Annotated in this window: 12 protein-coding genes; 4 read left to right on the top strand and 8 right to left on the bottom strand. The window is 59.4% G+C overall.

Annotated features, from left to right (window positions below; genetic code table 11):
* Nucleotides 1–3,048 carry a formate dehydrogenase-N subunit alpha gene (fdnG, locus tag HF675_RS23235; protein ID WP_160029281.1) on the bottom strand — a complete coding sequence of 1,016 codons (3,048 nt, stop codon included), beginning with the start codon at nucleotides 3,046–3,048 and terminating at the stop codon, nucleotides 1–3.
* A gap of 345 nt (nucleotides 3,049–3,393) precedes the next feature.
* Here fdnG and sodA point away from each other — a divergent pair, with 345 nt between their 5' ends.
* The 3 genes from sodA (at nucleotide 3,394) to yiiM (ending at nucleotide 6,830) form a co-directional block, all read left to right on the top strand.
* Nucleotides 3,394–4,017: a superoxide dismutase [Mn] gene (sodA, locus tag HF675_RS23240; protein WP_105229234.1), complete on the top strand. Its 624-nt coding sequence runs from the start codon at nucleotides 3,394–3,396 to the stop codon at nucleotides 4,015–4,017.
* Nucleotides 4,018–4,138: 121 nt separating this feature from the next.
* Nucleotides 4,139–6,067: a methyl-accepting chemotaxis protein gene (locus tag HF675_RS23245; RefSeq protein ID WP_187043855.1), complete on the top strand. Its 1,929-nt coding sequence runs from the start codon at nucleotides 4,139–4,141 to the stop codon at nucleotides 6,065–6,067.
* Nucleotides 6,068–6,158: 91 nt separating this feature from the next.
* The gene (yiiM, locus tag HF675_RS23250; RefSeq protein ID WP_111736172.1) at nucleotides 6,159–6,830 is read left to right on the top strand and encodes a 6-hydroxyaminopurine reductase; all 672 of its coding nucleotides are present in this window, start codon (nucleotides 6,159–6,161) and stop codon (nucleotides 6,828–6,830) included.
* A gap of 69 nt (nucleotides 6,831–6,899) precedes the next feature.
* Here yiiM and HF675_RS23255 read toward each other — a convergent pair whose 3' ends face one another.
* The 4 genes from HF675_RS23255 to HF675_RS23270 all read right to left on the bottom strand — a co-directional run bounded on the left by HF675_RS23255 (nucleotide 6,900) and on the right by HF675_RS23270 (nucleotide 11,136).
* On the bottom strand, nucleotides 6,900–7,262 hold the full coding sequence (locus HF675_RS23255; RefSeq protein WP_105229231.1) for a YibL family ribosome-associated protein: 363 nt from the start codon (nucleotides 7,260–7,262) through the stop codon (nucleotides 6,900–6,902).
* Between the two features lie 99 nt (nucleotides 7,263–7,361).
* A complete protein-coding gene (locus tag HF675_RS23260; RefSeq protein ID WP_234008661.1) occupies nucleotides 7,362–7,913 on the bottom strand; it encodes an MltR family transcriptional regulator in 552 nt (183 codons plus the stop codon).
* Between the two features lie 93 nt (nucleotides 7,914–8,006).
* Nucleotides 8,007–9,158, bottom strand: a complete 1,152-nt coding sequence (locus HF675_RS23265; protein ID WP_111736171.1) for a mannitol-1-phosphate 5-dehydrogenase — start codon at nucleotides 9,156–9,158, stop codon at nucleotides 8,007–8,009.
* Nucleotides 9,159–9,216: 58 nt separating this feature from the next.
* On the bottom strand, nucleotides 9,217–11,136 hold the full coding sequence (locus HF675_RS23270) for a PTS mannitol transporter subunit IICBA (protein WP_111736170.1): 1,920 nt from the start codon (nucleotides 11,134–11,136) through the stop codon (nucleotides 9,217–9,219).
* A gap of 1,137 nt (nucleotides 11,137–12,273) precedes the next feature.
* Between HF675_RS23270 and adhE the strand changes: the two genes are divergently transcribed.
* The gene (gene adhE, locus HF675_RS23275) at nucleotides 12,274–14,946 is read left to right on the top strand and encodes a bifunctional acetaldehyde-CoA/alcohol dehydrogenase (protein ID WP_111736169.1); all 2,673 of its coding nucleotides are present in this window, start codon (nucleotides 12,274–12,276) and stop codon (nucleotides 14,944–14,946) included.
* A 42-nt stretch (nucleotides 14,947–14,988) separates the two neighbouring features.
* On the opposite strand, the gene HF675_RS23280 is transcribed toward adhE, so the two are convergent.
* From HF675_RS23280 to glyQ, 3 genes are all read right to left on the bottom strand, one after another.
* Nucleotides 14,989–15,708 carry a DUF3053 domain-containing protein gene (locus tag HF675_RS23280; protein ID WP_187043856.1) on the bottom strand — a complete coding sequence of 240 codons (720 nt, stop codon included), beginning with the start codon at nucleotides 15,706–15,708 and terminating at the stop codon, nucleotides 14,989–14,991.
* A 177-nt stretch (nucleotides 15,709–15,885) separates the two neighbouring features.
* The gene (gene glyS / locus HF675_RS23285) at nucleotides 15,886–17,955 is read right to left on the bottom strand and encodes a glycine--tRNA ligase subunit beta (RefSeq protein ID WP_105229226.1); all 2,070 of its coding nucleotides are present in this window, start codon (nucleotides 17,953–17,955) and stop codon (nucleotides 15,886–15,888) included.
* 9 nt (nucleotides 17,956–17,964) lie between these two features.
* Nucleotides 17,965–18,879: a glycine--tRNA ligase subunit alpha gene (glyQ, locus tag HF675_RS23290; RefSeq protein WP_015344023.1), complete on the bottom strand. Its 915-nt coding sequence runs from the start codon at nucleotides 18,877–18,879 to the stop codon at nucleotides 17,965–17,967.
* Nucleotides 18,880–19,143 lie beyond the last annotated feature (264 nt).

Consider the following 19,143-nt stretch of genomic DNA (forward strand, 5'->3'; position numbering starts at 1 on the left):
TTACACCTTTTCCACGTTGACCAGGAACGCCTTGAACTCCGGCGTCTGCGTATTGGCGTCGCCGACAAACGGCGTCAGGGTATTGGCCAGGAAGCCTTTTTTCGCCACCCCGGTATAGCCCCAGTGGATCGGGATGCCGATGGTGTCGACCTCCTGACCGTTCACCTGCAACGTGCGGATACGCTTGGTCACCACCGCCTTGGCCTTGATATAGCCGCGGTTGGAGCTGACTTTTACCGTATCGCCCTGCTTGATGCCTTTCTTCTGCGCCAGTTTCTCGCCGATCTCCACAAACTGCTCCGGCTGCGCGATGGCGTTGAGCCGCGCGTGCTTGGTCCAGTAGTGGAAGTGCTCGGTCAGACGGTAGGTAGTGCCGACGTACGGGAACTTGTCGGATTTGCCCATCGTCGCCAGATCGTCTTTAAACACGCGCGCCGCCGGGTTGGACACCACCTTCGGATGCAGCGGGTTGGTGCCGAGCGGCGTTTCAAACGGCTCGTAGTGTTCCGGGAACGGCCCTTCCGCCATTTTATCGATGGCGAACAGACGCCCCATACCTTCCGGCTGCATGATAAACGGCCCGACGTCGCTGTCCGGCGCGGCGGTGCTGTAGTCCGGCACGTCCATCCCGGTCCACTTGGCGCCGTCCCACTCCAGCATCTGGCGTTTCGGATCCCACGGCTTGCCGGACGGATCGGCCGAGGCGCGGTTGTACAGAATGCGGCGGTTAAGCGGCCACGCCCAGGCCCAGTCCAGCGTGTTGCCGAGACCGGACGGGTCGGCGTTGTCGCGGCGCGCCATCTGGTTGCCGTCCGGCGTCCAGCTGCCGGCGAAGATCCAGCAGCCGCTGGCGGTGGTGCCGTCGTCGCGCAGATGGGCAAAGGTGCTCAACTGCTGGCCTTTTTTCACCAGAACCTTGCCGTCGGCGTCGAGGATATCCGCCAGCGCCTTACCGTTGCTCTCCTGCGCCACCTCTTCCGGCGACGGGTTGTCCGGCGTCAGGTAGTCCCAGGTCATGTTCAGCACCGGCTCCGGCGCGGCGCCGCCGTCGCGCGCGTACATCTCGCGCAGACGCGTAAAGATGCCCGACAGAATTTCACCGTCGTTCATCGCTTCGCCCGGGCCGTCGGCACCCTTCCAGTGCCACTGCAGCCAGCGCGCGGAGTTGACGATCGAACCGTTCTCCTCGGCGAAGCAGGTCGATGGCAGACGGAAGACCTCGGTCTGAATCTGCGACGGATCCACGTCGTTAAACTCGCCGTGGTTCTGCCAGAAGTTGGCGGTTTCGGTATTCAGCGGGTCAATGGTCACCAGGAACTTCAGCTTGGACAGCGAGGCCACCACCTTGTTTTTGTTCGGGAACGACGCCACCGGGTTAAAGCCCTGGCAGAAGTAGCCGTTGACCTTGCCCTGCGACATCATCTCGAAGTACTGCAGCACGTCGTAGCCTTTGTCCCACTTCGGCAGCCAGTCAAAGCCCCAGTCGTTCTCTTTCTGCGCCTTGTCGCCGTAGAAGCTCTTCATCAGGCTGACGAAGAATTTCGGGTAGTTGCTCCAGTAGTTGACCTGCCCCGGCAGCAGCGCCTTCGGCGTATTGGCGCTCAGGTAGCTGGTCAGGTCGGTCTGCTGTTCGGACGGCAGGGTCAGGTAGCCCGGCAGGCTCTGCGACAGCAGGCCCAGGTCGGTCAGCCCCTGGATATTGGAGTGGCCGCGCAGCGCGTTGACGCCGCCGCCGGCCATGCCCATATTGCCGAGCAGCAGTTGGATCATCGCCATGGTGCGGATGTTCTGCGCCCCGACCGAGTGCTGCGTCCAGCCCAGCGCATACAGGAACGACGCAGTGCGGTCATGAGCGCTGGTTTCGGCGATATATTCACACACCTGCAGGAAGTCGGCCTTCGGCGTACCGCAGATATTCTCCACCACTTCCGGCGTGTAGCGGCTGACGTGCTCTTTCAGCATGTTCCACACGCAGCGCGGATCCTGCAGCGTGACGTCGCGCTTGGCGTAGCCGTTTTCGTCCAGCTGGTAGTTCCAGGTGGTTTTGTCGTACTTGTGGTTGTCGGCGTCGTAACCGCTGAACAGGCCGTCTTCAAAGGCAAAGTCTTCCCGCACCAGCAGGCTGGCGTTGGTGTAGGCCTCGACGTACTCGCGGTTGATTTTGTTATTGGTGATCAGGTACAGCAGGACGCCCGACAGGAAAGCAATGTCGGTGCCGGAACGGATTGGCGTATAGAAATCCGCCACCGATGCCGTACGGGTAAAGCGCGGATCGATCACAATCAGCTTGGCTTTATTGTGAATTTTGGCTTCCATCGCCCAGCGGAACCCCACCGGATGCGCTTCTGCCGCATTACCGCCCATCACGACGATCAAATTCGCGTTCTTAATATCCACCCAGTGGTTGGTCATCGCACCGCGACCAAATGTTGGAGCAAGACTTGCTACCGTTGGTCCGTGTCAGACGCGCGCCTGGTTGTCTACGGCCAGCATGCCGAGAGCGCGGGTGAATTTCTGTGTTAAATAGCCGGTTTCATTACTGGCGCCTGATGCGCACAGCATGCCGGTGGACAGCCAGCGGTTAACGGTGGCGCCCTGTTCATTAGCGGCGATAAAGTTGGCGTCGCGGTCTTCTTTCATCAGCTTGGCGATGCGGGTAAAGGCGTCATCCCAGCTGAGCCGCTGCCATTTGTCGGAGCCTGGCGCGCGGTATTCAGGGTACTGCAGCCGGCCTTCGCTGTGGATGAAATCCACCAGACCTGCGCCTTTCGGGCAAAGCGCGCCGCGGCTGACCGGATGATCCGGATCCCCTTCGATATGGAAAATGCTCTCTTTTGCGTTCTTGGCGCCGTCGCCAAGGCTGTACATCAACAACCCACAGCCGACGGAACAGTATGTACAGTTGTTACGGGTTTCACGGGCGCGCAGCAGTTTGTACTGCCGGGTTTCCGCTAACGCCGCCTCGGGGGTGAACCCCAGCGCGGCCACCGTCGTCCCTGCCATACCGCCAGCGCAGATCTTAAAGAACTGCCTTCTGCTGACCTGCATGGGGGGTCTCCTTCATCGCGTAGTCACATTGTTTCGAATGCGCTTGCCTCACGCCAGGCGTGGAAGCGCTAATAATGATCGTTGTTATAGTGGTAACGTTATAACGCCCGTATATTACCATAGCGATACAGGGGTTGTTATAAAGCCGTGCTGTCTCAGTGAATAATATAGACACAAAATGACACAAAAGTGAGACATTGATCACAGTCATGGGTTGCGCAAAAACCGCACAAAGCACAGGGCATTGATAATCATTTTCAATATCATTTAATTAACTATAATGATCCGACTGCTTACGCGGTGCTTACATCCTTGCGCCGCCCTATCACACTGGAGACGATGATCATGAGTTATTCACTGCCATCACTGCCGTACGCCTATGACGCGCTGGAACCGCACTTTGACAAGCAGACGATGGAGATCCATCACACCAAACACCATCAGACCTACGTCAACAACGCCAACACCGTGCTGGAAGCCTACCCGGAACTGGCTTCCCTGAGCGTTGAAGAGCTGATCAAAGACCTGGATAAAGTCCCGGCCGACAAGCGCACCTTTATGCGCAACAACGCCGGCGGCCACGCCAACCACAGCTTCTTCTGGAAAAACCTGAAAACCGGCACCTCCCTGTCCGGCGATCTGAAAGCCGCCATCGAGCGTGACTTCGGCAGCGTGGAGAAATTCCAGGAAGAGTTCGAGAAAGCCGCCGCCACCCGCTTCGGCTCCGGCTGGGCCTGGCTGGTGCTGAAAGACGACGGCAAACTGGCGGTGGTGTCTACCGCTAACCAGGACAGCCCGCTGATGGGCGAAGCCGTTGCCGGCGCATCCGGTTTCCCGATTATCGGCCTGGACGTGTGGGAACACGCTTACTACCTGAAATATCAGAACAAACGTCCGGACTACATCAAAGCATTCTGGAACGTGGTGAACTGGGACGAAGCCGCCGCGCGTTTCGCCGCCAAGAAGTAATCTTCGCCTCACCGCATAATGCCCGCCTCCCGCGGGCATTTTTTGTTTAAAAACCCGCTAAAGTTTATCCCTGCCATGCCGATGGTCTTTCCAATCGCATCGCTTAAAAAAAGGACAAATCATGGCGGTATTACAAACATTAACAGGCAGGTATCTTCACCTTGGCGTAGGGAAAAAACTCACTCTCGGCTTCGTCCTGATGCTGCTGTTGGCGATAGCCATCGCCGCTACCGGCATCCGCTACCTCACACTGATCGAATCCCGCTCTGCACGCATCGATTTCAGCGACCGGCTGAGTCACGAAATCAATGAGGCCCGCTACAACCGGGCACTGTATGCGCAGAGCTACCGCGCCGAATACCTGGAAGAAAACTACAAAAATATCAACGCCGCAGAAAAGCTTATCGCCCAGGGACAAAGCCTGGACTGGGACCCGCAAAGCCGCAAAGATTTGCAACGGCTGGTGGACATGCTTGGCAAATACCAACAGCAACAGCAGAAATTCATCGACGCGATCGCCGCCAAAAACGCCATTCGCCAGAGCTGGAATATGTCGGAAGTCCAGCAACAGCTCACGCAGGCCGAACGTCAGATCGGCAGCGGCGATCTGCAGCTGGCCTTTATTCAGCTTGGCAGGCAACTGACGCAGATCCGCTATAATGCGCGCGGCCTGCTGCTGAACCTGACCCGCGATGCTGAAGCGCCGCTGCTGGCCGCCATTGATGACGCCCGCCACGGCGCGCAAACGCTGCACCAGCGGCTGCCCGATGCACAAAAATCCCTGCTGCAGCCCTTACTCGACACGCTGGACGATTATCTCGTCCATATCAAAGCCTATATGCCCGCCTATGAGCATGAGCAGGCGCTGAACGCCGAGCTGGGAAAAAACGCCGGCGACATCGGCAAGCTGGTGCGCGCTTTTCTGAAAGATGAGCTGACCCAGACCAAAAACGACATCGACAGTGCGCAGTGGAAGATGGGCCTGACCACGCTGCTCGCCATTATCGCCGGGCTGCTGGTGTCGTGGCGGATGACGCTGCAGATCACCCGGCCGCTGAGCAACACGCTGGAAATCGCCCAGCGCATCGCTACCGGCGATCTGCGCCGGGTGGAGGTGCCTGAACGCCGCGACGAACTGGGTCAACTGCTGCAGGCGATGGCGACGATGAACCAGAACTTGCGCGATATGATTGAAAAAATTCAGCAAGGAGTCGGCCAGGTCTACACCGCCGCCGGTGAAATCTCCGCCGGCAATACCGACCTCTCCTCACGCACCGAACAGCAGGCGGCAGCGGTGGAAGAAACCGCCGCCAGCATGGAGCAGCTGACCGCCACGGTGAAGCAGAATGCGGACAACGCCCATCATGCCAACCAGCTGGCGTCGGACGCCTCTAAAACCGCCCTTCAGGGCGGCAAGCTGGTGAGCAGCGTGGTCGCCACCATGCGCGATATTTCCAGCAGTTCGCAGCGTATTGCTGAAATTACCACCCTGATCAACGGCATTGCCTTCCAGACCAATATTTTGGCGCTGAATGCCGCCGTCGAAGCGGCGCGCGCCGGCGAGCAGGGGCGCGGTTTCTCGGTGGTGGCCAGCGAAGTGCGCAGCCTGGCGCAGCGCTGCGCGCAGGCGGCCAAGGAGATTGAGGGACTGATCGGCGAATCGGTCGACCGCGTACAAAACGGCACCGCACTGGTGGAAGACACCGGCAGCACCATGGAGCAGATCGTACTCGCCGTCGGCCACGTGCGCGACATCATGGCGGAGATCGCCTCCGCCTCCGATGAGCAGACGCGCGGCATCGACCAGATAGGCCAGGCGATTGCCGAAATGGATCAGACCACGCAGCAAAATGCCGCGCTGGTGGAACAGTCCGCCGCCGCCGCCGACTCGCTGGAGGAGCAGGCGGAAATTCTGCAGCAGAGCGTGGCGGTGTTCCGGCTGGAAGATGCGCCGTCACGTGGCGCCGAGCCGCCCGATGCGCCGCCCGCGCGCGTGGTGAAAACCGTCGCGCCCGCGCCAAGCGAACAGGATAACTGGACCACGTTTTAACCGTATCGCCGCGCCGTTTTCGGGGCGGCGTCTCTGTTCCTCCCGGCGCACACGGGCTATGCTAGAACCAGTCCTGAGCCAGGAGGCGCCTATGACCAATCCCGCCGTTTATATCGGCCACATTCAGACCTATCCGGGCGGACGCCCGAGCGCGATTGCCAAACGGCAGGTCGACGGCGCCCTGCCGCTGACCCCGCTCGGCCTGGAGGGCGATCAGCAGGCGGAAAAAAGCTATCACGGCGGCCCCGATCGCGCGCTGTGCCACTACCCGAGCGAACATTATGACCACTGGCGGCAGCAGTTTCCGGCGCAGGCCGAACTGTTCAGCGCGCCGGCATTCGGCGAAAACCTCTCAACCCGCGGGCTGACCGAGCACAACGTGTTTATCGGCGATATTTTCCACTGGGGCGACGCGTTGATTCAGGTGACCCAGCCGCGCTCGCCGTGCTTCAAGCTCAATTATCATTTCGACATCGACGATCTGTCGCTGCTGATGCAGCAAAGCGGCCGCTGCGGCTGGCTGTACCGGGTGATCTCTCCCGGGCAGGTCAGCGGTGACCAGCCGCTGCTGCTGGCGACGCGCTGCAGCGACGTCTCGCTGGCCGAGGCGATCGGCATCGCCTGGCACATGCCGTTCGATGAGGAGCAGTATCGCCGCCTGTTGTCGGCGGCCGGGTTGTCCGCCAGCTGGAGTAAAACCATGCTGTTGCGTATTACCCGCGGCAAAATCGAAGATTTTAACCGTCGTTTGCTGGGGCGCTGACGCCGGGCGGCGAAGGAAGAAGGACGACGGGGCAGGCAGACGGGGCGCACGCGTCGCCCCGTCCGAACATCAAAACGCTTTTTTCGCGTAGCCAGTGACCGCTTTCAGGCCCATTTCACGGCCCAGCGCGGTCATCGGGTGCACCACCACCAGCCCGCGCACGCTTTTTTTCAGCGCGCCCATATCGGCCTGCTCTTTTTTGGTGATTTCACGGCTGAACGGCAGTTTTTTCAGCTTCTGCGCTTCGTCGCTCAACTTTTCCGTACGCACGTTTTTCAGACGCTCGATCTCCGTCGCCAGCTTCTCTTTTTCCTTGTTGTGCTGCGCGATCAGCTCCGGGTTGCCCTGCTGGATGACCTGGACATCTTTATGGTTCAGCGCGTCCAGCTGGTCGCTAAGGCGCTTAATCTCTGCCTTTTCTTTCTCTTTCATTTCTCTGACCTGAAGTGCCGAACCGGCACGTTTAAAGGAGGGTTTGCTGCATTGTAGCAAAATGCGCGGCCGGTTACCCGGCGGGATACGCGGACGCCGTTACGCGCGTCCGAGCGGGGAGAGGCGGGACGGCTGCTTGGCGCCGATGCCGGCAATCAGCGCGGTCACCGACAACACCATGGTGGAGCGCACCATCTGCTGGTAGCGCTGCTGCTGCATCGCCAGCAGCGCTTCATCCGCCTCGCCGGGCGGCAACAGCGCCGGCGGCGGCGGCAGTGCGCTGACGCAGTGCAGCTCGCCGAACGGTCCGAGGATTTCATCATCGACAAAACGATACTCGGCGCCGTCGTGGTTCAGCTCCTCACGCAGCGCCATCAGCAGTTCAGCGTCTTCATACTCATGACGCGCGATCACCCCGAGGCCATACATCAGCTTCAGCCGCACCGACAGTTCCCCCAGGGGGCCGGCGCCGGACAACAGCGGCTCGACGGCATATTTCACCGCATAGTCGTCCTTGCGAAACACCTGCACCACCAATACGTTCAGCGCTTCCGCCAGCAGCTCTACCGCCGCAATCAGGAAACTGCGTACCGTTTTGCCGGCGTTCAGCTTTTCCAGAACCTGGTTTTCAAATGCCTGTGCTTCTTCCATCGTCGCTGTTCGAAAGGCGTAAGGGAGGCCGTCAATGGCGAACTCGGGCTGCAGGAGCGCAGCAGGCTGCGCCCGTGTGTTCATCATCACGCACTACTTTTGCATGGCGTTATACACAGCTACGGCCTGTTCCACAACCTCGCCGTCTTCCGGCAGACCGGAAATTTGCGCCAGCGCGGCTTTCGGCCCGCGTTCGCTCAGCAGCTGCGCCAGTTCCTGCGCCTGCGGATCCTGCGCGCTGCGGTAATGCATGGCGGCGGCAACTCCCTGAATCAGGTTGGCGTGCGGCAGGCCATACTCCAGCGTGCCCAGCAGCGGCTTGATCAGACGGTCGCCGGCGCTCAGTTTACGCAGCGGCTGACGGCCCACGCGCTCGACGTCGTCGTGCAGGTAGGGGTTTTCAAACCGGCTGAGGATTTTCTCGATATAGGCCGCGTGTTTTGCCGGCTCAAAGCCGTAGCGCTTGATCAGCACCGCGCCGCTCTCCACCATCGCGCCCTTCACCACCAGGCGCACCGCCGGGTCGAGAATTGCGTCGCGGATGGTCTGCAGCCCGGCCTGCTGGCCCAGATAGGCGGTAATCGCGTGGCCGGTATTGAGCGTGAACAGTTTACGTTCGACAAACGCCATCAGGTTATCGGTCAGCTCCATACCGGCAATCGCCGGCGGCGCGCCCTTGAACTGGGTCTGGTCGACGATCCATTCGCTGAAGGTCTCCACCGTTACCGCCAGCGGATCGTCGCTGCCCGCTTCCGCCGGCGGCACGATGCGATCCACAGCGGAATCGACGAAGCCGACATGCTGCTCCGCCCACGCCTGCTCTTCCGCCGACAGTTCGGCGAAGACGTGCTGTTTCAGCTGGCTGGTGCCGCGCACCATGTTCTCGCAGGCAATAATATTCAGCGGCTGTTGATTGCCCTGGCGGCGGCGTTCGCTCAGCCCTTTGGCGATCGTAGCGGCAATTTTGGCCAGGATCTGCGGGCCGACGGCGGTGGTGACGATATCGGCGTCGGCGATCAGCGCCACGGCGTCATCGCTGCCGCTGTTGACCGCGTTGACGTTATTCACCGTTTCCGTGCGTTCCTGCTCGCCGACGACGCGCACCGGGTAGCTATGGCGTTGATTGAGCGCGTCCAGCACCGTCTGGTTAACGTCGGCGAAAGTCAGTTCGGCATGCGCATCGGCCAGCAGTTTGCCAATAAAGCCGCGGCCGATATTACCGGCGCCAAAATGTAATGCTTTCATAATGATAACCTTCTTAAATATGACAAGGGCGCAGCCTGTCGCCGCGCCCTTATGGGATTTAGTCTTTCTTGCCGCCGAGCAGCTCCAGCACTTCCTGCACGCTTGTCGTATTCGCCAGGCGCTCAATCACCGTATCGTCGTCCAGCGCATTGGTCAGGCTGGTAATCACCTGAATATGTTCGTTATTGCGCGCGGCGATGCCGATCACTAGGCGAGCCACCTCATCTTCTTCCTCGCCGAAGCGCACGCCCTGCGGGTACTGGCAGAACACCACCCCGGTGCGCAGTACGCGGTCTTTCGCCTCAATGGTGCCGTGCGGCACGGCGATGGATTCCCCCAGATAGGTGGAGGTGAGTTTTTCACGCTCCAGCATCGCCGGCACGTATTCCGCCTCGACGTAGCCGCCTTTCACCAGTTGCTCGCCGGCAAAGCGGATCGCCTGCTCTTTATCGCTGGCCTCCAGGCCGAGGAACACATTACCCTCGCCCAGTTTGAACAGCGCCGGTTCATCGTCGGCGGCGCTCTCTTCCGGCGCGGCGGCCGCCGGCTGCGGCTGCTGAGACGCGCCGTCGTTGGCGGCCAGCAGACGCGCGGTCAAATCGCTGTACAGGTTGCTGTCGAGGAAGTTGGTCAGCGAGATATGCTGCGCCTGCGGCGCATGACGCATCGCGCGCTCCGTCAGGTCGCGGTGGGTGATCACCAGATCCACGTCGTCCGGCAGGTTGTTGATGGCGCTGTTGGTGACCGAAATACTGCTCAGCCCGGCGTCGGCCACTTTCTTGCGCAGCACCCCGGCGCCCATGGCGCTGGAGCCCATGCCCGCATCGCAGGCCACGATGATTTTGCGTACGGTGCTCAGATCGCCGTCCAGCGCGGCACCGGCCGGCTGGCCGCCTTTCGCCTGCGATTTCATGTCGCGCATCCGGCGGGTCGCTTCTTCCAGATCGTCCTCTTCTTTCACTTTTGAGGTTTTCAGCAGGAAGCCGGCAACCACGAAGGAGACCACAAAGGCTGCGAAGATTGCCGCCAGGTTGGCGAAATAGGCGCCCTTCGGCGTCATCGCCAGCACCGCCAGAATCGAGCCGGGCGATGCCGGAGACACCAGCCCGCCGTTCAGCATCGTCAGCGTAAACACGCCGGTCATGCCGCCGAGGATCACCGCCAGAATCAGGCGCGGGTTCATCAGCACATACGGGAAGTAGATTTCGTGAATGCCGCCGAAGAAGTGGATGATCGCTGCGCCGCCGGCGGACTGCTTGGCATTGCCGCGGCCGAAGAACATATACGCCAGCAGCACGCCAAGCCCCGGGCCGGGGTTGGCTTCAATCAGGAAGAAGACGGATTTACCGGCTTCGGTCGCCTGCTGAATGCCCAGCGGCGAGAAGATGCCGTGGTTGATGGCGTTATTCAGGAACAGGATTTTCGCCGGTTCGACAAAGATCGAGGTCAACGGCAGCAGGTTATGCACCACCATCACGTGGACGCCCGCCGCCAGCAGTTTGGACAGCGCTTCCACCAGCGGCCCGATGCCGAGGAAGGCCAGAATCGCCAGCAGCATGCCGATAATGCCGGCGGAGAAGTTATTCACCAGCATTTCGAAGCCGCTTTTGATCTTGCCGTCCACCCAGCGGTCAAAATGCTTGATGGCCCAGCCGCCCAGCGGGCCGGCGATCATTGAGCCGAGGAACATCGGCATATCAGCGCCGACGATCACCCCCATGGTGGTGATGGCGCCGACCACGCCGCCGCGCTCGCCGCCCACCAGTTTACCGCCGGTGTAGCCAATCAGCAGCGGCAGCAGGTAGGTGATCATCGGGCCGACCAGCTTGCCCAGCGTTTCGTTCGGCAGCCAGCCGGTTGGGATAAACAGTGCGGTGATGATGCCCCAGGCGATAAACGCGCCGATATTCGGCATCACCATATTGCTGAGGAAACGGCCAAAGTTCTGCACTTTAACCTTAATGTCTGGTGAAAGCATAAAACACACCCCTATTGTGAAGCGGTAATAGCATTACGCGCCGGCGAATAAGAGCGCGCATTATTGTTGTTACGATCCAGCCGCTTGGTGCTGTCTGTGAGGCGGACTCTAGCACGCTCGGTTGACAACGCGTACCTCACGGAAATTTTGTGACACAAGTCACTCAAATGACCGCAAAACACCACCCTACACAGTGATCATGGTCACATTTTTGTCGTGTAAAAAAGCAACACTGCGGCAATTCCGATCGAAATACGCCATTTTATGTGACTCAAATCACACTTAGTCTTTTGTTGTTTGTTTTTATATTGTGATGTTAGTCACAATTTATTTTCACTGCGCTAACGCCTGGCGGAAAATGTTGCGGTCATCCCGTGCCGGCAGGCGACATCGTGGAGAAACAGGGCGTCTGCCCGTAAGAAAGTTACAACGCGGAATTATCGTGAAGTGTAGTACAGAAACCACCCGGCGCAGTGTATCCTGCCAGGTTCCTCGCGGACGCTTTAGCGCCATTCTTGTCCGCTTGCCCCCCTCACCCCATCTCTTTTGTTCTTTATCCCGTGGGATGTCGCCATCAAAATCCACCAAAGGGCACATACCGATGAAAGACGTTATTATTCTTTGTGTTAATTAAAAAACGAAAAATCCATCACCGCAGTGAGAAAAATAATCTCATCAAACCATAACATGGTCTACTGCAGCCTGGCGGAAACTGCCAGCAGGCATCTTTCTCAACCCTAAAGACACACTTGGTTTTATATTCACTCACTTACTCAAAAAATAAAAAACAAAATCACAAAAAGAAATATAACCTCAGAATCGACGACAAAAAACAACGGCAAAAACAAACAAAAAACACATAAACAACAGTTAATTATGAAAATAAAAAACAACAAATAGAAAATAAAACAAATGCGGTACTATCAGCATAAAAATAATTTCAACGATAATATATATTCATTGATAATCACATCATAATCATTCGATATGCATATTAAAAAAATATTTATCCATCCTAATTATCCAGTTAGGATTTTTTTTAGCCTTCCGCTAGAAAGCCGCCACGGGCTACCTATACTTTCTCTCTACCTTGCTATTTTGCTTTTTTATTTATTGCATTTTTTACGGGAGAGAAATATGCCACACATCACGACGTCGAATTTAAACAAGTTAATTACGCGTGTCAGAAAAGCCCAGGCGATATTCGCCGACTATTCTCAGGCGCAGGTTGATAGAATTTTTCATGCCGCGGCCCTGGCGGCGGCTGATGCCCGCATCCCACTGGCGCAGCTGGCGGTTGACGAGTCAGGTATGGGGATCGTTGAAGATAAAGTGATGAAGAATCAATTTGCTTCCGAGCATGTCTATCATGCCTACAAGGATGAGGTGACCTGCGGTATTTTGGCAGAAGATGACGCCTTCGGCACCCTGACCATCGCCGAGCCAATCGGGGTTATTTGCGGGATCGTCCCCGCCACCAACCCGACGTCGACGGTCATTTTCAAGGCGCTGATCAGCCTGAAAACCCGTAACGGCATTATTTTTTCCCCTCACCCCAGAGCCAGCAAGGCCGCGAATAAGGCGGCGGAAGTGATCTTGCGCGCTGCGGTAGACGCCGGCGCGCCGCCCGATATTATCGGCTGGCTGGACAGCCCCACCGTCGAGATGGCGGATCGGTTGATTCACCATCCGCAGGTGGATCTGATCCTGGCGACCGGCGGCCCCGGCCGCGTAAAAGCCTCATACAGCTCCGGTAAACCCGCCATCGGCGTAGGCGCCGGCAATACGCCGGTCGTGGTCGATGAAACGGCGGATATCAAACGCATGGTCGCCTCCGTGTTGATGTCCAAAACCTTCGATAACGGCATGATTTGCGCCTCCGAACAGTCGGTGATCGTCGTCGACGCCGTGTATGACGAGGTTCGTGCACGCTTTGCCGCCAACGGCGGCTATCTGCTGCCGGAAGCGCAGCGGCAGGCGGTGCGCGACATCATTGTGAAAAATGGCCGCATCAATGCCGACATCGTCGGTCAATCCGCATTGAGAATCGCCGAAATGGCGGGTATTGAGGTGCCGCCCAACACCAAAGTGCTGATTGGCGAGGCCACCGAGATAGGCGAGAGCGAACCGTTCTCCGGCGAGAAACTCTCCCCGCTGCTGGGCATGTATCGCGCACAGCACTTCGATGACGCCATCAATAAAGCCGTCGCCCTGGCCGCGTTTGGCGGCGCCGGCCACACCTCTTGTCTGTATACCGATCAGGATAATCAGAAGGCGCGCATCGCCTGCTTCGGCAGCCGGCTAAAAACGTCGCGCATTCTGATCAACACGCCGGCATCCCAAGGCGGCATCGGCGATCTGTATAACTTTAAGCTGCCTCCGTCCATGACGCTGGGCTGCGGCTCCTGGGGCGGTAACTCCGTTTCAGAAAATATCGGCCCCAAACACCTGCTCAACCGTAAAACCGTGGCCAAGCGCGCGGAAAACATGCTGTGGCACAAACTGCCGCAGGCCATCTACTTCCGTCGCGGCGCCTTATCCTCCGCACTGAAGGAGGTCGCCGTACAGGGCAAAGCCAGACGCGCGTTTATCGTCACCGGCCCGTATCTGTTCAGCCAGGGGTTCATCAAACCGGTGCTGGCCATTCTGCATGCGCAAGGCGTGGAAACCGACGTGTTCTCCGAGGTGGGCGCGGAGCCAACCCTGACGATGGTTAACGCCGGCGCCCAGCGCATGCTGCAGTTTAAACCGGACGTGATTATCGCACTCGGCGGCGGTTCGCCGATGGATGCCGCCAAGGTGATGTGGATGATGTATGAACATCCCGACGTCAAATTCAGCGATCTCGCCCTGCGTTTTCATGACATCCGCAAACGCATTTACACTTACCCCAACACCCGGATAAAAGCCCGGCTGATCGCCATCCCCACCACCTCCGGCACCGGTTCGGAGGTCTCGCCGTTCGCCGTCGTCACCGACGAAGCCAGCGGACAAAAATACCCGCTGGCCGACTATGCGCTGACGCCCGATATGGCGATCGTCGATGCCGATCTGGTAATGAATATGCCCAAAACGCTGTGCGCCTACGGCGGTATGGATGCCATCACCCATGCCGTGGAAGCCTATGTCTCGGTGCAGGCCAACGAATATGCCGACGGGCAGGCGCTGCAGGCGCTGAAGCTGCTGAAGGAGAGCCTGCTGCTCAGCTACCAGGCCGGCGCGCAAAACCCGCGGGCGCGGGAACGGGTGCACAATGCCGCCACCATCGCCGGCATCGCCTTCTCCAATGCGTTTCTCGGCATCTGCCACTCCCTGGCGCACAAGCTGGGGGCGGAATTTCCCATCGCCCACGGGCTGGCCAACGCCATGCTGCTGACCAACGTCATTCGTTACAACGCCAATGACGGCCCCGCCAAGCAGACGGCCTTCAGCCAGTACGATCGCCCGCAGGCCCGCTGCCGCTATGGCGAAATCGCCGATCATCTGGGGCTGGCCGCCGCCGGCGACAGCGCAGAGCAAAAGGTCGAGAACCTGCTGACGTGGCTGGAGGGATTAAAGGCGGAGCTGGCGATCCCGGCTTCGCTGCAGGAGGCCGGCGTTGATGAAACGCATTTTCTGTCGGTGCTGGATAAGCTGGCGGTTGACGCCTTCGATGACCAGTGCACCGGCACCAATCCGCGCTATCCGCTGATTAAGGATCTTCGGCAGCTCCTGCTGGACTGTTTTTACGGCCGCTATTACAGCGATGCGCCCGACGTCGAGCGCCAGCGCGCGGTGAAAGAAAAAGAGGCCGTCAAAGTCACGGACTAACGCTAAATGCGCCCTGCTGGTCAGGGCGCATGTCCAGCAGGCTTAACGCACCACCTCATTGATGGCTTTCTGTGCGTTCTGCAGGTCCTGCTGCTTCGCCGCCAGATTGGTCATCATGGCGTTGTACTGCGCTACCTGCTGCTGATTGCGGAACTGCACGCCCCCGTTGTTAAAGCTGACCTGATTGCCCTGCGCCTGCAGGAAATCCCCTACCTGCACCAGCTCCTGAATAAAGCCGGCCGCTGCCGGAATGGTCGGCATCAGCGCGTTGGCCGGCGCGGTGACGATTTTGTCATAGGCCTGGTTATACACCGCCTTCAGATCGTCCGGCTGCTTCAGCGCCGTACGGGCGCTGTCCGCCTGCGACTTGGCGGTCTGTATCTGCTGCCCCAGCAGATTAAGCGCGCCTATCGACTGCTGCAGCCCGTCGCGCTTGCTGATGTAATCCTGCGCGGTGCGGATCTGGCTCACCTGATCGATCGCCGGTATCAGACTGGCGTCAACGGATTTGGTTAACTGCTGTGAAAATGCGACTAAAATTGCGTAATCGCCGGCATAGTTGCCAAACTTCTGCTTTTGGTCTTCGCTCAGCGTCGGTATTTTCACGCCGCTGCGCATTACGGTGTTTTGCAGATAGTCGATAAATGCCTTGCGCTGCTCCGGCTCTTTATCGCCGCAGGCGGTCAGCTGCATCACCACCAACAACGCCACAATCGGCGCCAACCAGCGCATTACGCCTTTGCTCTGAATCCCTACCGCCATGTGAAATAACTCCCGTGATAAACGTGTCTTTTCATCAGCTTCCTGCCTTTTTCGCTCTCCCTGCGCCTATAAGAATAGAACAACTGATGCGGGTTCGATACGCGATTTACCGATCGCCGCGGCAAAAAGGCGTAAAAAAAGGCGCCCGCAGGCGCCTTCGTTCCTCACCGCGCAGACTTACTGCAGCACGGAGATATCCGCCACCTGCAGGAACAGCTCGCGCAGTTTGCTCAGCAGCGTCAGGCGGTTAACGCGCACTTCTTCATCTTCCGCCATCACCATCACGCTTTCGAAGAACTCGTCGACGGTTTCACGCAGCGCCGCCAGCTCCACCAGCGCTTCCTGGTAGCGGCCTTCGGCGAAGTACGGCTGTAGCTTGTCGCGCAGCACCACCAGATGCGTCGCCAGCTTCAGCTCCGCCGGCTCTTTCAGCACCGACGCGCGCACCTGATCCAGCAGGGTGTCGGTGGATTTGGCCAGAATGTTGGAGACGCGCTTGTTCGCCGCCGCCAGCGCCGCCGCTTCGTCCAGCGTGCGGAAGTGGCTCACCGCTTTCACCCGGGCGTCAAAGTCCGCCGGCTTGGTCGGACGACGCGCCAGCACCGCCTGAATGGTGTCGACCGCGTGGCCTTCTTCCTGATACCAGGCGCGGAAACGGCCCAGCATAAAGTCCACCACCTCATCCACCACCTTGGCGTTGGTCAGCTTGCTGCCGTACAGGCGCACCGCTTCTTCCGTCAGGGTCTGCAGATCCAGCGGCAGGTTCTTCTCAACGATGATACGCAGCACGCCCAGCGCCGCGCGGCGCAGCGCAAACGGGTCTTTGTCGCCTTTCGGGTGCTGGCCGATGCCGAAGATGCCCGCCAGGGTGTCCATCTTGTCGGCAATCGCCAACGAACAGGCGACCAGCGACTGCGGCAGCGCATCGCCGGCAAAGCGCGGCTGATACTGCTCGTTCAGCGCGACGGCCACGTCTTCCGCTTCGCCGTCGTGACGCGCATAGTGCATGCCCATCACGCCCTGGGTGTCGGTAAATTCGAACACCATGTTGGTCATCAGGTCGCACTTCGACAGCAGGCCGGCGCGGGTGGCGTGGTTGACGTCGGCGCCGATTTGGCCGGCAATCCAGCCCGCCAGCGCCTGAATGCGGTCGGTTTTGTCACGCAGGGTGCCCAACTGCTTCTGGAACAGGACGCTCTCCAGCCGCGGCAGGTTGTCTTCCAGACGCTGCTTGCGGTCGGTGTCGAAGAAGAACTCGGCGTCAGCCAGACGCGGGCGCACCACCTTCTCGTTACCGGAGATGATTTGCTGCGGATCTTTCGATTCAATATTGGCGACGAAGATAAAGTTCGGCAGCAGTTTGCCCGCGGCGTCGTACACCGGGAAGTACTTCTGGTCGCCCTTCATGGTGTACACCAGCGCTTCCGCCGGCACCGCCAGGAATTTCTCTTCAAACTTCGCCGTCAGCACCACCGGCCATTCCACCAGCGACGCCACTTCTTCCAGCAGGCTGTCGCTCAGATCGGCCTTGCCGCCAATCTTTTGCGCCGCCAGCTCGGCGTCGCGCTTGATGATCGCCTTACGCGCTTCATAATCCGCCACCACTTTGCCACGTTCCAGCAGGATTTGCGGATACTGGTCGGCGTTATCCAGGGTGAATTCCGGCTCGCCCATAAAACGGTGGCCGCGCACGGTGCGCGCCGACTCGATGCCCAGCACGGTGCCCGGGATAAGCTCATCGCCCAGCAGCATGGTCACGGTATGCACCGGACGCACGAACTGAGTCTCCTGGTCGCCCCAGCGCATCAGTTTCGGAATCGGCAGCTTCGCCAACGCGGTGCTGACCATCTCCGCCAGCAGCTGCTGCGCGGACTGGCCTTTGACCAGCGCGCGGTACAGCAGCCACTCGCCTTTGTCGGTTTTCAGACGCTCGGCCTGATCGACGCTGATGCCGCAGCCGCGCGCCCAGCCTTCGGCCGCTTTGCTCGGCTTGCCTTCGGCGTCAAACGCCTGCGCAATCGCCGGGCCGCGTTTTTCAACTTCGCGATCGGCCTGCGCCGCGCTCAGGTTCGCCACTTTCAGCGCCAGACGGCGCGGCGCGGCGAACCAGCTGACGTCGCCGTGCTCAAGGTTGGCGTTGTCCAGCTCGGCGCTGAAGTTGGCGGCAAAGGATTCCGCCAGGGAACGAAGAGCCTTCGGCGGCAGCTCTTCCGTGCCGATTTCCACCAGGAAAGTCTGTTGAGTCATGGCTGCCTCTTAGTTCTCGTTCTTTTTACACATCGGGAAGCCTAACGCCTCTCGGGACGCGTAGTAGGCTTCCGCCACGGCTTTGGTCAGCGTGCGGATGCGCAGAATATAGCGCTGACGCTCGGTGACGGAGATCGCCTTGCGCGCGTCCAGCAGGTTGAAGGTGTGTCCGGCCTTCAGAATGCGCTCATACGCCGGCAGCGGCAGCGGTTTTTCCAGCGCCAGCAACTGCTGCGCTTCTTTCTCGTACTGCTCGAAGCAGCTGAACAGGAAATCCACGTCGGCGTATTCAAAGTTGTAGGTCGACTGCTCCACTTCGTTCTGATGGAACACGTCGCCGTAGGTGGTTACGCCCAGCGGGCCGTTGCTCCACACCAGATCGTAGACGCTGTCCACGCCCTGGATATACATCGCCAGACGCTCCAGGCCGTAGGTGATCTCGCCGGTCACCGGCTTGCACTCCAGGCCGCCGACCTGCTGGAAGTAGGTGAACTGGGTCACTTCCATGCCGTTCAGCCACACTTCCCAGCCCAGGCCCCAGGCGCCGAGCGTCGGGTTTTCCCAGTTGTCTTCCACGAAGCGGATGTCGTGGATGGTCGGATCCAGACCCAGCTCTTTCAGCGAGCCCAGGTACAGTTCCTGAATATTGTCCGGTGAAGGCTTAATCACCACCTGGAACTGGTAGTAGTGTTGCAGGCGGTTCGGGTTTTCACCGTAGCGGCCGTCGGTCGGACGGCGGGACGGCTGCACATAGGCGGAGGCCATCGGCTCTGGGCCCAGCGCACGCAGGCAGGTCATAGGGTGAGAGGTTCCCGCGCCGACTTCCATGTCCAATGGTTGAACAATGGTGCAGCCCTGGCGCGCCCAATAGTCCTGCAGTGTCAGGATCAGGCCCTGAAAGGTCTTGGTATCAAACTTTTGCATGTTAGATTCGCACGCGATACAAGTGGATTTAGATGGAATGGGCCAGTATACCCGTTGACCGTAAGATATACAGCCAGAATCCGGCCTCCGGTGTAAATCAGCGTGCAAAAAAAACGTTTTGCGCACCAGCGCGGCGCATCGGCACGCTGAAAGCGCATGTTCTGCTGCCGCCTGGCCTCTCCGCCGCCGCGGCCGGCGCGCACTGCGCCGTTTATCGCCGCGGCTGGCACCAATCTTGCTCGCTGCCTGAGGTTCCCCACGCTC

This window comes from Serratia sp. JUb9, from assembly GCF_014298095.1.
GTDB classification, from domain to species: Bacteria; Pseudomonadota; Gammaproteobacteria; order Enterobacterales; family Enterobacteriaceae; genus Serratia_B; species Serratia_B rhizosphaerae.